Below are 12,525 nucleotides of genomic sequence, written 5' to 3'. Positions count from 1 at the left end.
CGTGGGGGCCACATGTCGAACTCCGAACCGAACAGCCTGTCGGTGACGTACCGGCAGGGCTACCGCTGGGCCGCGGCGGAGCTGCTCGCCTCGCTACCGTCGCTGGTGCTCAGCGGCTGGCTGCTGGTGGGAACGGCCGCGCTGCTGGCGAACTGGGTCGCGGTGCTGGTCCTTGGGCTGTGGCTGGGGTCGGGTCCGCTGGTGCTGTGGTGGCGCCGGCTCGTGCTGGCGGCGATGGCGCAGTGGTCGGCGCAGCACCTGCCGGACGAACACGACCGGGTGCGTCGCGCGTGGGTGAACGTCACCGCCACCGCGGGTCTGCCCGTCGACACCGCCAGGGTGTGGGTGATGAACTCCGGTGCGGTGAACGGCGCCCTGCACTCCGGCGGACAGCTGTCCGTCACCCGGCAGGCCGTCGACACGTTTACCCAGCACCAGCTCGAAGCGCTGCTCGCCCACGAACTCGGGCATCGGCTCCAGGGCACCGCGACCTGGCGATACGTGATCTGGTGGTACCGAAGGCCGTTCGAATGGCTGGTCCGCGCGCTCTTCGCGCCCGCCGACCTGCTCATGGGACGGGCGCTCCCGCGCCTGACGGTCACCTCGGACCGGGTGATCGCGTCCCTGCGCTGGTCGTACCTGGGCCTGGTCACCGCGACCACACTCCTCGCCGCCCCCGCCGTGCTGGCTTACGGCTGCGCGGCCTGCCTGGTCTTCGTGGCCTTCGCCCTGCTCCTCGGCCCCTGGACCGCCGCCATCGCCCTGAGCGTCGCCGCCCTCCAACTGCTGATCCGCCCCCGGCTGTGGCAGCGCGGCGAATACCTCGCCGACCGCGTCGTCGCCGACCTCGGCTACCTCGCCGAGTTCCGCGTCGTCCTGCACACCCTGCACCACCACCCGAACAACCCCACCCGCTCCGGCGAGGTCCCCACCCTCCTCTCCACCCACCCCCACCTCGACGCCCGCCTCGCCGAACTCGACCGCTACACCACCCGCACCCGCTGACCTAGAGATCCGCGGGTGCGCCCGCTCGGGCGGTCGGCGGATTACGCTGCGATCATGCGCAAGCTTGCCGTGGTGATGATCGGGGTGCTCGGGCTGCTGTTCCTGGCCGGGTGTGGGGACGATGCGGGGAGCGGGGGACCGGCCGATCAGGCGTCCTCGCCGACGGTTTCGGGGCCCGCCGCGGCGGTGGCGCCGGGGTTTCGGGAGGGGGCGCCGGCGAAAGAGAGTCCGGCGCCGCCGGATTCGGACCGGAAAGAGGTGATCACCGGGTCGGTCGATGTGACCTCGGGTGATCCGATCGGGGCGGCGGCGGAGGTCACCGAGCAGGTGCGGGTGCTCGGCGGGCGGATCGACAGCCGCACCGAACAGCCGGGGACCGACGACCGCACGCCGCGCGCCGTGCTCAGTGTGCGGGTGCCCGCGGACAAGACCGACGCCTTCATCACCGGCCTCGACGGGGTCGGCACCGTCACCAGGGTGAGCACCAATCGCGACGACGTCACCATGCAGTGGCAGGACCTCGACGCCCGCATCAGCGCCCTGCGCGCCTCCGTCGACCGGTTGCGCGCGCTCATGGCGGGCGCGACCAACACCGCCGACCTGATCGCCGCCGAGGAGGCGCTGGCGAGCAGGCAGGGTGAACTCGACAGCCTCACCGCGCAGAAGCGCTCCCTCGACGACCAGGTCGCGCTGTCCACGCTCACCATCACCTTCACCGCCGACGACAAGGACGCCCCCGGCGACCCGGACAACTTCTGGGACGGCATCGTCGCCGGCTGGAACTCGCTGATCGACTGGCTCCAGGACGCGATCGTCTTCCTGGGCAAGGCCCTGCCGTGGCTCGGCTTCCTCGCCGTCCTCGGTGGCGCGATCTGGCTGGTGCTGCGGACCGCGCTGCGCCGTCGCCGCCCCGTCGCGAAGGCCCCTGCGGCCGCGCCCGCCGCCGGACCGAAGGAGGAACCGACCGATGCCGACCGTCCGGGCGACGATCAAACCGAACAGCCGTAAAGGTCCGCTGGTCGAAGTCGCCGACGACGGCACCCTCACCCTCTACGTCCGCGCCCCGGCCGTCGAGGGCAAGGCCAACAAGGCCGCCATCGAACTCCTCGCCGACCACTTCGGCGTCGCCAAGTCGGCGGTGCGGTTGACCGGCGGCGCCACCTCCCGCTTCAAGCGCTTCGACGTCGACGGCTGACGCTCAGTCGATCACTTCGACCCGGCACGGCAACCCCGGCGCCTTGCTCAGCCGCGCGTCGCTGGTGAGCAGCGGCACATCGAGCCGTGCCGCCAGCGCGGCATAGAGGCCGTCGTAGAACGTGATCGTGTGGCGGAGCAGCCAGGCCTGCTCGCTGAGCCAGCCATGGTGGGCATACCGCCGATCCACCATCGTCGCCAGCATGCGCAGGCCGATCGTGGCGGTATCGGGGTCGATCAGGCCCTTGCGCTCATGGCGGCGCAGCACATTGCCGACCTCCGCATCGATGAGATGCGGCGCGTGACAGGTGCTGGTCTCGATCAACCGCCCGACGGCGATCCCGACGGCATCCTTGCGCAGCAGCGCTGTCGAGGCGGCCGACGCGTCGAGCACATACTCGTCACTCGCCACGGGCGTCGTCCAAAGCGCTCAGGATCGACTCGCGGTCGGCGCCCGCGCTCGAATCGCGCTCCAGCGCTTCGCGAATGGCCGCCATCGCCTCGGTCTTCGAACGGCGACGGGCGGCCGCGATCAACTCACGTCGCATGTACGCCTGCAACGACATGCCCTCGGCTTCGGCGCGTCGGCGGAACACCTCGGCGTCCTCGTCGGGAATGTCCCTGACCTGGATGGTAGCCATAGCGCTATTTTAGCGCTGAAACAGCGCCGGAGCTACACCGCGCCGGGGAAGTCGAGTTGGCGCCAGGCCTCGTAGACCGCGACGGCGGCGGCGTTGGACAGGTTCATCGAGCGGCGGCCGGGCAGCATCGGGATGCGGATCTGGTCGGTGATGTGGGGGTCGGCGAGGACCTCGGCGGGGAGGCCGGTGGGTTCGGTGCCGAACAGCAGGGCGTCGTTGTCGCGGTAGGCGACGTCGGTGAAGCGGGTGGTGGCCTGGGTGGTGAAGGCGAACACCCGGCCGGGTTCGATGGTCGTCAGCGCCGTCGTCAGGTCGGGATGCACCGTCACCACCGCGAGGTCGTGATAGTCCAGCCCGGCCCGGCGCAGTTTGGCTTCCGAGAGGTCGAAGCCGAGCGGTTCGATCAGATGCAGCGCGCAACCGGTTCCCGCGGCCAGCCGGATCGCGTTGCCGGTGTTGGGCGGGATCACGGGGTTGTGAAAGATCAGGTGCAGCACAGCGCATCACTCTGTCATGCCGGGCGCGCGCGCTCGGCTCGCCCCACCGATCGGGCGCGGGGCGCCCGCCCGGCGAGCGCGTCTGGAACAATCGGGGCCGTGAACAAGGCGGAGACGACCGGGAAGCATCGGGTCGTGCGGTTGAGCGCGGGGGAGCAGTACCTGCGCAGTCACCTGCCGATGACCGTGGTGAGTGCGCTGATCCTGGTCGCGGTCGTGTTCGTCGCCTGGGATCGGTGGCGGCGCGGGGCGATCATCTTCGGCAGCGCGGCCCTGGTGGCCGCCGCCTTCCGGCTGTGCCTGCCGACGGTGCAGGTCGGCCTGCTCGCCGTCCGCAGCCGACCGTTCGACGTGGCCACCCTGACCGCGCTCGGCAGCGCCATCGTCTTCCTCGCCGCCACCATCAACACCCTCGGCGTCAGCTGAGATAGCGCTCGGTGAACACCGCTCGCTCCCGCGGCCTGCGGCCGGGGTGCGGCGGCGTGCCCGTGCCGTAGCCGACGGCGACCAGCACCGCGATCGCGGGCTCGGCGTCGGCGTCGATGCCGATCGCCTGCTTCACCAGCGCTTCGTCCCAGCCGTTCATCGGCGCGGAATCGAGCCCGAGCCCGGTCGCGGCGAGCATCACGTAGGTGGCGGCGATCATCACGTTCTTCACGGCGTTCTCCCGCAGCAGGCCGCGCTCGCGCATCGAGTGGTAGTCGGCGCGCGAGTCGAACTTCGCCAGGAACTGCTCGTTCCACGCCCCGTTCCGCGTCGCCTGCTCGGCGATGTCGGCATTGGTCCCGGTCCAGGCACCCGGATCGGCGACGAAGACCAGCACCGCGGGCGCCTCCAGCGGCTGCGGCTGACCGAACGCCGCCTCCGACAGCGCCGTGCGCCCCGCCTCGCTGGTGACGACGACGATCGAGCGGTCCTGCATGTTCCAGGCGCTCGGCGCCTGCACGGCCAGGTCCAGCAGTTCGTCGAGCAGCGCGGGGTCGAGCGGATCGGGCCGGTAGTGGCGGACGGTGCGGCGGGTGCGGATGGCTTCGGTGACCGAAAGTGTCTGTGTGCTCATGATTCCTACTATCGGAGAGTCACTCTCCTTTGGGAAGTAGGCACCTTTTTGTGCGTTAGACTCGGCGAGGTGCGCACGATTCACGAGGCCACCGGCCTGCCCGCCGACGTCTACTCGGCCAAATGCCCGACCCGCGAGATCCTCGATCACATCGCGGGCAAGTGGACGGTGCTGATCGTCGACGCCCTCGCCGACGGCACCCTGCGCTACACCGACCTGCGCAGGCGCATCGACGGCATCTCGCAGAAGATGCTCACCCAGACCCTGCGTCAGCTCGAGCACGACGGATTCGTCGCGCGCACGGTGTATCCCACGGTGCCGCCGCGGGTCGAGTACACCCTCACCGAACTCGGGCACAGCCTGCGGGAACCGATTGCGGCGCTGCGGGAGTGGGTCGAGACGAATATCAACCGGATCGAGCGGGCCCGGCGCGCGACGGCTTGCTGAGGCGCCGGGCCTGTCGGTCAGGCGGACTCGGTGACCCGGTGTTCCCACAGGCTGCGGGTGCCCGCGCTGCCGTAGCGCTCGCGGGCGTCGGCCGGGCTGATCGTCGCCGGGGTGCGCGGCGTGCCTGCGGCGGTGTGGGCCGCCAGGATCTGCCCGGTCATCTTCGCGACGAACGGGCTGGCCAGGATCAGCCCGCGATTGCCACGGAGCGCGGTGGCCCACACGAGGGCCTTCCATGGGAGGCGGGCCGACGCGTCGACGATGCCGGGCAGGTCGAACCGGCCGAGCTTGCGCATCCAGGCGGGCAGCGTGGAGATCGTCGCCAGTGACAGCACCCGGCCGCCGACGGCGAACGTCATGCCCTTGTCCGCCGACGGCCACAGCAGGAAATGCATGGCCCGCACGGCCCGTTCGCTGACGCACAACTGCGGCCGGACCCGCGCGAAGTAGGCGCGCACCTCGTCGCGATTGCGCGGCACATCCTCGGGTTTGCAGGTCTGGAGCTCGGCGGCGATCACGCACTCGGCCCAGTACCGGTCCTCCTCGGCGGGGCTCAGCGGGCCGGGGCCGAACATCTCGTAGGCCTTGAGGACCGAATGCCAGCCGGTGACGTGGATCCACAGCTGCGAGTCGGGATTGTTGGCGCTGTAGCGCTTGCCGCTGATCGGTTCGATGCCCGTCATCGGCGCGTGCACCTTCATCAGGTGCTCGGCGGCCTGGATGGCGGTGCGGCCGTCGCCGAGCGCGACCAGCAGGAAGTAGGACAGCGTGTGGTCCAGGCGGGTGGCGGGATTGTCGTAGATCCCGTGCGAATCGGCCACCGCGGCGGTGAGGAACGGATCGAAGTGCTCGAGCGTCACCGCGCGCTGGAAGCCGATCAGCGCGGTCGGCGCCGCCCACACCTTCCAGGTGGGGGAATCCGGCCCGAAGAAGCCGTAGTCGTCGCGCCGCAGAGTCGACGGATCGAATGCCATTGCACCTGCTCCTTTGCAGTTGCCGAGGACGTCCCTCGCGCATGAATACAACACCACCGTAGCAATCACGCGAAGTGAATACAACGGTTGCGTAGGATTGATGCCGGGAGCCCGCGGGCGGGGTATCGTCCAGACGACGACAGGAGGAGCGCGTGACCGCGACGCAGGAACAACGACCGCGGCGCCGCTATGCCCCGCGCCTGCCACCGCACGAGCGCCGGGCGCAACTCCTCGACGCCGCGTTCACCGTGCTCGGGCGGATGGAACTGCACGAGCTGAGCATGGAGGCCGTCGCGCAGGAGGCCGGCGTCGGCAAGCCGGTGCTCTACACCGTGTTCAAGACCCGCGCCGAGCTCGTCGAGGCGCTGCTGGAACGGGAGCGGGAACGCGGCCTGGAACAGATCGCCGACACCCTGCCCGCGGACCTGCTCGACACCGAGCCGCTCGCCGCCGCCTCGGCGACGGTGGAGGCGTTCGTCGGTGTGGCACTGGCGAATCCGACCCGCTGGCGGCTGATCCTGGCGACTCCGGCGAGCGCGCCGGACGAATACCGCGACGCGCTGCGGACGGCGCGCGCCGATATCCTCGCCCGCGCGGAATCGCTGGTCCGCGTCGGTATCGCGATGTCGCCGCGCTGGTCGTCGATGGACGCGGGACTGCTCGCGAACTCGACCCTCACCGTCGCCGAGATGCTCGGCAGGCTCGCGGTCAGCGAGCCCGAGGAGTATCCGCGCGAACGGCTCCAGGACTACGTGCGATCGATCATGACGCTGCTGGCCGGGACGACGAGGGACTGAGAAAGCCTGGGTGTCAGCGGTTCTCGCGGGCCAGCCGCATGGTTTCGGTGAGCAGCTTGGACACCGCGGCGGCCTCGGTGAGGAAGCCGTCGTGCCCGTCGCGCGAGTGCACGATCTCGAGCCCGGCGCAGCCCGGCAGTCCCTCGGCCAGCTCGGCCTGGGTGTGCAGCGGGTAGAGCCGATCGGAATCGACGCCGCCCACCACGACCGGCACCGTCGTCGCGGCCAGCGCCGCGGCGACCCCGCCCCGGCCGCGGCCGATGTCGTGGCGGTTCATGGCCTCGCTGAGCAGCACATAGGTGGCCGGATCGAAGCGCTGACACAGCTTCTCGGCCTGGTGCTCGAGGTAGCTCTGCACCGCGTAGCGCCCGCCCGTCCACGGATCCTCGTCGCCCTGGGGACGGTTGGTGAAGCGGTGGTCGAGCTCGCCCTCGGTGCGGTAGGTCAGGTGCGCGATGCGCCGGGCCAGGCCCATGCCGGTCATCGGCGCGCGGCCGGTGCCGTGGTAGTCGCCGTCCTGCCAGTCGGGGTCGGCCTTGATGACGGCCATCTGGGTGGTCTGGGTGCCGATCTGGTCGGCGGTGGCGCGGGCGCCGACGGCCAGCACCAGCGCGGCCGCGGCCCGGCCCGGCTGCCCGATGATCCACTCCAGCACCCGCATGCCGCCCATCGATCCGCCGACGACGGCGGCCAGCCGCTCGATCCCGAACAGATCGAGCAGCCGCGCCTCGGCGGTGACCTGGTCACGGATGGTCAGGTCGGGAAAACGGGAACCCCACGGCGCGCCGTCGGGCGCGAGTGAGGACGGTCCGGTGCTGCCCTTGCAGCCGCCGAGCACGTTCGTCGCGATCACACACCACTCGTCGGTGTCGATCGGCGCGCCGGGGCCGACCATGCCCTCCCACCAGCCGGGCTGGGCGTTGTCGGCGCTGGCGATGACGTGCGAGTCGCCGGTGAGGGCGTGCTCGACGAGCACCACGTTGTCGAGCGTGGGCGAGAGCTCACCCCAGCGCTGCACCGCCAGCCGCACATCGGGGACGACGGCGCCGTTCTCCAGCGCCACCTCCCCGATGGCGACCACGCCGAGTCGCCCGTCCGGCGGTGGCAGCAGGGCCACCCCGGTTGCGGGACGGGCGATCGGCGATTCGGTGCTCACAGTCACGTGTTCGCCGCCGCGAAACCGGCGCGCAGATCCGCCAGGATGTCGTCGATTCCCTCGATGCCCACGGCGAGCCGGACCAGCCCCGGAGTGACGCCGGAAGCCAGCTGCTCCTCGGGCGTCAGCTGCGAGTGCGTGGTGGACGCCGGGTGAATCACGAGAGAACGCACATCACCGATGTTAGCGACATGGCTGTGGAGGCTGAGCGCGTCCACGAACTTCTTGCCCGCGTCGACACCGCCGCGCAGCTCGAACGCGACGATCGCGCCCGCGCCCTTGGGCGCCAGCTGCTTGGCCCGCGCGTGCCACGGCGAGGTCTCCAGACCCGCGTAGTGGACCGCCTCGACGCCCGGCTGCTCGGCGACGAACTTCGCCACGGCCTCGGCGTTGGCCACGTGCCGCTCGACCCGCAGGCTCAGCGTCTCGATGCCCTGGGCGATGAGGAACGCGTTGAACGGCGACACCGCCGCGCCCAGGTCGCGCAGCAACTGCACGCGGGCCTTGAGCGCGAACGCGGGCGCGCCCAGGTCGGCGAAGACCGCGCCGTGGTAGCTGGGGTCGGGCTCGGTGAAACCGGGGAAGCGGGCGTTGCCGTCGGCGTCGCGCACGGTCCAGTCGAAGGTGCCGCCGTCGACGATCACGCCGGCCACCGCCGCGCCGTGGCCGCCCAGGTACTTGGTCGCCGAGTGCACGACGATGTCGGCGCCGTGGGCCAGCGGCTGGATCAGGTACGGAGTCGCGACGGTGTTGTCGACGATCAGCGGGATGCCCGCCTTGTGCGCGATCTCGGCGATGCCGGGGATGTCGAACACGGCGCTGCTCGGATTGGCGATGGTCTCGCCGTAGAACGCCTTGGTGTTGGGCCGGATGGCGGCCTGCCACTGCGCCAGGTCGTCGGGATCCTCGACGAAGGAGACCTCGATGCCGAGCTTGGGCAGCGAGTAGTGGAACAGGTTGTACGTGCCGCCGTAGAGGTGCGGGCTGGACACGATGTGGTCGCCCGCGTTGGCCAGGTTCAGGATCGCGAAGGTCTCGGCGGCCTGGCCCGAGGCCAGCAGCAGCGCCGCGACGCCACCCTCGAGCGCGGCGACGCGCTGCTCGACCGCGTCCTGGGTGGGGTTCATGATCCGGGTGTAGATGTTGCCCGGCTCGGCGAGCCCGAACAGCGCGGCGGCGTGATCGGTGTCGCGGAAGGTGTAGGAGGTGGTCTGGTAGATCGGCAGGGCCCGCGCGTTGGTGGCCGCGTCGGGGGCCTGGCCCGCGTGGATCTGCTTGGTCTCGAAGGACCAGTTCTCGGGCAGGGCAGAGTCGGTCATGAAAAGCTCCAGGGTTGTTCGCCGGGGTATCGCGTCAGATGGGTTGGATCGACGGACAACAACACATGGGGGCCTCCTGCGATGCGCGCTTGCTCCCGACCGTCGGGAGCCCGGTCATCACCCGGAGCACCCCACCGCAGCTGGAGGGTTGCCGACCAGCGAGCCGGGGCTTGGCGCTGGTACTCATGACCTTGCCGTCATGTTAACCGGCCGTTGCGTCCGCGCGGAAACTTCCCCCGGTTTCGTCGCCTGGATCACTCCGCCGCCGGTGTGCCGAGCCCTGGCGTGTCGGCCTCGGGCCTGGCGCCGCAGATGCGGCGGAGCTCGTGGTAGGCGCGCAGGATGGCGGCCTTGGTGACCTGCGCGGCGGCCTCCGGCGTCGCGCTCAGCAGCCCGTCCTCGACCGCGGCGATCGAGAGGTGACACAGCATCTGCCAGGTGCCCGCCACCAGCCGGACCGAGAAGTCGTCGGGCGTGGTGGACATCCGCTCGGCCAGCTGGGCGCAGACCGCCACGTTCTTCTTCTCGGCGTACTCGAGGGCGCGCGCGTTCACGGCCTGGCTGGACCGCATGATCCGCTGCATCTGCAGGAACTGGCGCAGGAACCGCACGCCGTCGGCGTCGGCCTCGGAATCGACGACCTGCAGGTAGGCGCCGCACAGCGCGCCGAGTTCGTCGCCGGTGCGCGGCTGCTCGCCCAGCGCCTCGGCCACGGTGAGCCCGAAATCGTCGATCGGGGCGAGCACGATGTCTTCCTTCATCGGGAAGTACCGGTTGACCGTGCGCGGGGAGACGTCGGCGCCCGCGGCGATCTGCTCGACCGTCGTTGCGTCGAATCCCTGCGCGTCGCACAGGCTCAGCCCGATCTCGACGATCGCGGCCCTGGTCTGGCGCTTCTTGCGCTCGCGCAGGCCGGTCGGGGCGTGGCGGGCCGCGAGCGGGCCTGCCGGTTCGGTCATCCGGTCGCCGGTGATCGGAGTGGTCGAGTCCAGCATCTCTCCAGCCTACCGTCCCGTCCGATTCGTCTGTCTTTTCACGACAAATGGCGCAGTCAGACATTTTGCTCTTGACGCCAATTGTCCCACGGTGCCAGGATTGAGCGCGAGCCTTCGAGTGACTAGGAGTCCGTGGTGACCGGCATCGAAACAGCAGCGAAACAGACTGATCCGCAATCGAATTCGAGACGCTGGTGGGCGCTGGCCGTGCTCGCCTCCGCACAGCTGATGGTGATCCTCGACGCCACCGTCGTGACGATCGCGCTCCCGTTCGCCCAGAAAGACCTCGGCATCAGCGAGGGCGACAAACAGTGGGCGCTCACCGCCTACACGCTGATCTTCGGCGGCCTGCTGCTGCTCGGCGGCCGGATGGCCGACTACCTCGGGCGCAGGCGGATCTTCCTGATCGGCCTGGTCGGGTTCGCCGCCGCGTCGGCCCTGGCCGGACTCGCCCAGGACGGGTTGCAGCTGTTCCTCGGCCGCGGTCTGCAGGGCGCCTTCGCCGCGCTGCTCGCGCCCTCGGCGCTGTCGCTGCTGTCGGTGACCTTCACCGACGTGAAGGAGCGAGCCCGCGCGTTCGCGGTGTTCGCCGGCATCTCGGCAGGCGGGGTCGCGTTCGGGCTGATCGTGGGCGGTGCGCTCACCGAGTACGTGTCGTGGCGCTGGACGCTGCTGATGAACACCCCGGTCGCGATCGTGGCGCTGCTCGGCGCGCTGGCGGTCATCGTGCGCGATGTGCCCGCGCCGCGCCTCGGCGGCTACGACCTGCCCGGCGCCGTCACGGTGACGCTCGGGCTGGTGTCGATCGTCTACGGATTCAGCCGGGCCGCCGAGGACGGCTGGCTCGCCGGCAGCACGCTCGGCCTGCTCGGGGCGGGCTTCGCGCTGCTGATCGCCTTCGTCGTCATCGAGGCGCGGTCGTCGAATCCGCTCCTGCCGCTGCGGATTCCGGGGGAGGTCAACCGGGGCGGCGCGCTGCTGGCCGCGCTGCTCATCCCGATCGCCATGTTCGCGATGTTCCTGTTCCTGAGCTTCTACTACCAGAACACGCTCGGCTACTCGCCCCTGAAAGCGGGCGTCGCGTTCCTGCCGTTCCCGGTGGGCATCGCGGTCTCGGCCGGCGTCACCAGCGCGCTGATGCCCAAGCTCGGCCCGCGTCCGCTGATGGTCGTCGGCGCGCTGCTCGGCACCGTCGGCCTGCTGTGGCTGGCCCAGCTCGGTTACGGCGACGGCTACGCGCTGAGCGTGCTGCCCGCGCAGCTGCTGATCGCGCTCGGCATGGGCCCGCTGTTCGTCGGCATGCAGGCCGTCGCGCTGCATCAGGTCGACGCCGAGGACTCCGGGGTGGCCAGCGCCCTGCTCAACGCCGCCCAGCAGGTCGGCGGCGCGGTCGGCACGGCGCTGCTGACGACGCTGTCGGTGCAGGCCGCGAAGAACTACGCGACCGACAATCCGACCGTCGACCACCTCGTCGAGCGTGCCTCGATCTACAGCTACGACGTCGCGTTCTACGTCGGCGCCGGCTTCTTCCTCGTCGCCGCCGTGGTGATCGCGGTGATGATCAGGGACAAGCCGGAGAACCTGATCGAAGGCGACGAGCACGCCGCCCGGGTGCCGATCGCGGTCTGAGTCCGGCGCACCGAGCCCCGCGGGCCTTTCCGGTCCGCGGGGTTTCGGCCGTCCACCGGTCGAGGCGATCGCAATTCGTTCGCAAGTGGGCGCCAATCGGTCGTGCGCACGCTCTGTTCATGACTATCGAGACCGCCGCTGAGGCGAACAACACGCATCCGGTCGACCGCGCGTCGAGCCCCGTCCCGCCGGGGAGTCGGGACCGGGGCCGGGCCCTGGTCCTGGCCGTCGGCGCGCTCCTGTGGGCCGTGGGCAACCTGATGCACCCGCTGGAACATGTCGAGTCCGCCGAGCAGGCGCCGACCTGGGCGGCCGCGCATCTCACCTTCGCCGTCGGCGCGGTGCTGATGGCGGTCGGGCTACCCGCGCTGATCCGGGCCGTCCGCGGACCGGGTGACGAGTGGCCGAGCAAGATGCTCACGCTCGCGCACGGCTTGCTGTTCGCCGGGCTGGCGGTGGTGATCCCGATCGGGGCCTATCACGAGGTGTTCGTCAGCACCCAGCTCGACCACCACGCCGCCACCGAGATCTCCGACGCCTCGGCCGCGGTGCTCGCGCCGCTGTCGCTGGCGCTGCTGCTCGGGTTCGTCCTGCTCGCGGTGTACGCGCTGATCCGGCCCGCCGCGGTGTTCGGTCGCTGGTCGGGCGTGCTGATCATCCTGGGCACGCTGGCCATGACGCTCGCGGCGATGCTGCCCGGGGTGCTGCCGGGCGCCGAAGGGTGGTGGATCATCCCGGGAACCGTCGCCCAGGGTATGGCGATCGGCATCGCGGGGGTGCGTATCGCCAGGTAAATTGACCGCATCGAACA

The 12,525-nt window shown here is 70.5% G+C and carries 16 protein-coding genes and 1 riboswitch; of the genes, 8 read left to right on the top strand and 8 right to left on the bottom strand.

What is annotated here, in order from left to right:
- Positions 1-12: 12 nt before the first annotated feature.
- From ACFYWJ_RS00570 to ACFYWJ_RS00560, 3 genes are read left to right on the top strand one after another with little or no spacing between them, the layout of a single operon-like run.
- On the top strand, positions 13-1,005 hold the full coding sequence (locus tag ACFYWJ_RS00570) for a M48 family metalloprotease (protein WP_355271525.1): 993 nt from the start codon (positions 13-15) through the stop codon (positions 1,003-1,005).
- Between the two features lie 54 nt (positions 1,006-1,059).
- Positions 1,060-2,013, top strand: coding sequence for a DUF4349 domain-containing protein (locus tag ACFYWJ_RS00565; RefSeq protein WP_355271526.1), 954 nt, complete (start codon positions 1,060-1,062; stop codon positions 2,011-2,013).
- The gene (locus ACFYWJ_RS00560) at positions 1,973-2,200 is read left to right on the top strand and encodes a DUF167 domain-containing protein (protein ID WP_355271528.1); all 228 of its coding nucleotides are present in this window, start codon (positions 1,973-1,975) and stop codon (positions 2,198-2,200) included. Before ACFYWJ_RS00565 ends, ACFYWJ_RS00560 begins: the two co-directional genes overlap by 41 nt.
- A gap of 3 nt (positions 2,201-2,203) precedes the next feature.
- Here the strand turns inward: ACFYWJ_RS00560 and ACFYWJ_RS00555 are convergent, their stop codons facing one another.
- From ACFYWJ_RS00555 to ACFYWJ_RS00545, 3 genes are read right to left on the bottom strand one after another with little or no spacing between them, the layout of a single operon-like run.
- Complete coding sequence (locus ACFYWJ_RS00555; protein ID WP_355271529.1) at positions 2,204-2,611, bottom strand: type II toxin-antitoxin system VapC family toxin; 408 nt, start codon at positions 2,609-2,611, stop codon at positions 2,204-2,206.
- Positions 2,601-2,840: an antitoxin gene (locus tag ACFYWJ_RS00550; RefSeq protein WP_189030755.1), complete on the bottom strand. Its 240-nt coding sequence runs from the start codon at positions 2,838-2,840 to the stop codon at positions 2,601-2,603. Before ACFYWJ_RS00550 ends, ACFYWJ_RS00555 begins: the two co-directional genes overlap by 11 nt.
- Before the next feature lie 32 nt (positions 2,841-2,872).
- A complete protein-coding gene (locus ACFYWJ_RS00545) occupies positions 2,873-3,337 on the bottom strand; it encodes a tRNA (cytidine(34)-2'-O)-methyltransferase (RefSeq protein WP_355271530.1) in 465 nt (154 codons plus the stop codon).
- Positions 3,338-3,436: 99 nt separating this feature from the next.
- On the opposite strand from ACFYWJ_RS00545, the gene ACFYWJ_RS00540 reads away from it, so the two are divergent.
- Complete coding sequence (locus ACFYWJ_RS00540; protein WP_019045205.1) at positions 3,437-3,763, top strand: DUF3017 domain-containing protein; 327 nt, start codon at positions 3,437-3,439, stop codon at positions 3,761-3,763.
- On the opposite strand, the gene ACFYWJ_RS00535 is transcribed toward ACFYWJ_RS00540, so the two are convergent.
- Entirely contained in the window at positions 3,756-4,397 is a 642-nt protein-coding gene (locus ACFYWJ_RS00535) for a nitroreductase family protein (RefSeq protein WP_355271532.1), read from the bottom strand. The genes ACFYWJ_RS00540 and ACFYWJ_RS00535 overlap by 8 nt on opposite strands.
- A 69-nt stretch (positions 4,398-4,466) precedes the next feature.
- Here ACFYWJ_RS00535 and ACFYWJ_RS00530 point away from each other — a divergent pair, with 69 nt between their 5' ends.
- Entirely contained in the window at positions 4,467-4,844 is a 378-nt protein-coding gene (locus ACFYWJ_RS00530) for a helix-turn-helix domain-containing protein (RefSeq protein WP_355271534.1), read from the top strand.
- A 17-nt stretch (positions 4,845-4,861) separates the two neighbouring features.
- On the opposite strand, the gene ACFYWJ_RS00525 is transcribed toward ACFYWJ_RS00530, so the two are convergent.
- Positions 4,862-5,818 carry an oxygenase MpaB family protein gene (locus ACFYWJ_RS00525; protein WP_355271535.1) on the bottom strand — a complete coding sequence of 319 codons (957 nt, stop codon included), beginning with the start codon at positions 5,816-5,818 and terminating at the stop codon, positions 4,862-4,864.
- Between the two features lie 152 nt (positions 5,819-5,970).
- Between ACFYWJ_RS00525 and ACFYWJ_RS00520 the strand changes: the two genes are divergently transcribed.
- The gene (locus tag ACFYWJ_RS00520) at positions 5,971-6,615 is read left to right on the top strand and encodes a helix-turn-helix domain-containing protein (protein ID WP_355271537.1); all 645 of its coding nucleotides are present in this window, start codon (positions 5,971-5,973) and stop codon (positions 6,613-6,615) included.
- Positions 6,616-6,628: 13 nt separating this feature from the next.
- Here ACFYWJ_RS00520 and ACFYWJ_RS00515 read toward each other — a convergent pair whose 3' ends face one another.
- From ACFYWJ_RS00515 to ACFYWJ_RS00505, 3 genes are all read right to left on the bottom strand, one after another.
- Positions 6,629-7,777, bottom strand: coding sequence for a homoserine O-acetyltransferase (locus tag ACFYWJ_RS00515; RefSeq protein WP_355271538.1), 1,149 nt, complete (start codon positions 7,775-7,777; stop codon positions 6,629-6,631).
- The gene (locus ACFYWJ_RS00510) at positions 7,774-9,090 is read right to left on the bottom strand and encodes a bifunctional o-acetylhomoserine/o-acetylserine sulfhydrylase (RefSeq protein WP_355271540.1); all 1,317 of its coding nucleotides are present in this window, start codon (positions 9,088-9,090) and stop codon (positions 7,774-7,776) included. Before ACFYWJ_RS00510 ends, ACFYWJ_RS00515 begins: the two co-directional genes overlap by 4 nt.
- An 80-nt stretch (positions 9,091-9,170) precedes the next feature.
- Positions 9,171-9,281, bottom strand: a riboswitch (SAM riboswitch).
- Between the two features lie 63 nt (positions 9,282-9,344).
- Positions 9,345-10,085: a TetR family transcriptional regulator gene (locus ACFYWJ_RS00505; RefSeq protein WP_355271542.1), complete on the bottom strand. Its 741-nt coding sequence runs from the start codon at positions 10,083-10,085 to the stop codon at positions 9,345-9,347.
- Positions 10,086-10,220: 135 nt separating this feature from the next.
- Between ACFYWJ_RS00505 and ACFYWJ_RS00500 the strand changes: the two genes are divergently transcribed.
- The gene (locus tag ACFYWJ_RS00500; RefSeq protein WP_355271544.1) at positions 10,221-11,714 is read left to right on the top strand and encodes an MFS transporter; all 1,494 of its coding nucleotides are present in this window, start codon (positions 10,221-10,223) and stop codon (positions 11,712-11,714) included.
- A 119-nt stretch (positions 11,715-11,833) separates the two neighbouring features.
- The gene (locus tag ACFYWJ_RS00495; protein ID WP_355271546.1) at positions 11,834-12,508 is read left to right on the top strand and encodes a hypothetical protein; all 675 of its coding nucleotides are present in this window, start codon (positions 11,834-11,836) and stop codon (positions 12,506-12,508) included.
- Positions 12,509-12,525 lie beyond the last annotated feature (17 nt).

Source organism: Nocardia sp. NPDC003269 (genome assembly GCF_042888005.1).
In the GTDB taxonomy this organism is placed as follows: Bacteria; Actinomycetota; Actinomycetes; order Mycobacteriales; family Mycobacteriaceae; genus Nocardia.
This window is presented reverse-complemented; position numbering and strand designations above follow the sequence as displayed.

Excerpts from the sequence above, each read along its gene's own strand:
- ACFYWJ_RS00565 (WP_355271526.1), top strand. The coding sequence starts at position 1,060 with ATGCGCAAGCTTGCCGTGGTGATGATCGGGGTGCTCGGGCTGCTGTTC.
- ACFYWJ_RS00550 (WP_189030755.1), bottom strand. The coding sequence starts at position 2,840 with ATGGCTACCATCCAGGTCAGGGACATTCCCGACGAGGACGCCGAGGTG.
- ACFYWJ_RS00570 (WP_355271525.1), top strand. The coding sequence starts at position 13 with ATGTCGAACTCCGAACCGAACAGCCTGTCGGTGACGTACCGGCAGGGC.
- ACFYWJ_RS00505 (WP_355271542.1), bottom strand. The coding sequence starts at position 10,085 with ATGCTGGACTCGACCACTCCGATCACCGGCGACCGGATGACCGAACCG.
- ACFYWJ_RS00535 (WP_355271532.1), bottom strand. The coding sequence starts at position 4,397 with ATGAGCACACAGACACTTTCGGTCACCGAAGCCATCCGCACCCGCCGC.
- ACFYWJ_RS00495 (WP_355271546.1), top strand. The coding sequence starts at position 11,834 with ATGACTATCGAGACCGCCGCTGAGGCGAACAACACGCATCCGGTCGAC.
- ACFYWJ_RS00525 (WP_355271535.1), bottom strand. The coding sequence starts at position 5,818 with ATGGCATTCGATCCGTCGACTCTGCGGCGCGACGACTACGGCTTCTTC.
- ACFYWJ_RS00510 (WP_355271540.1), bottom strand. The coding sequence starts at position 9,090 with ATGACCGACTCTGCCCTGCCCGAGAACTGGTCCTTCGAGACCAAGCAG.
- ACFYWJ_RS00560 (WP_355271528.1), top strand. The coding sequence starts at position 1,973 with ATGCCGACCGTCCGGGCGACGATCAAACCGAACAGCCGTAAAGGTCCG.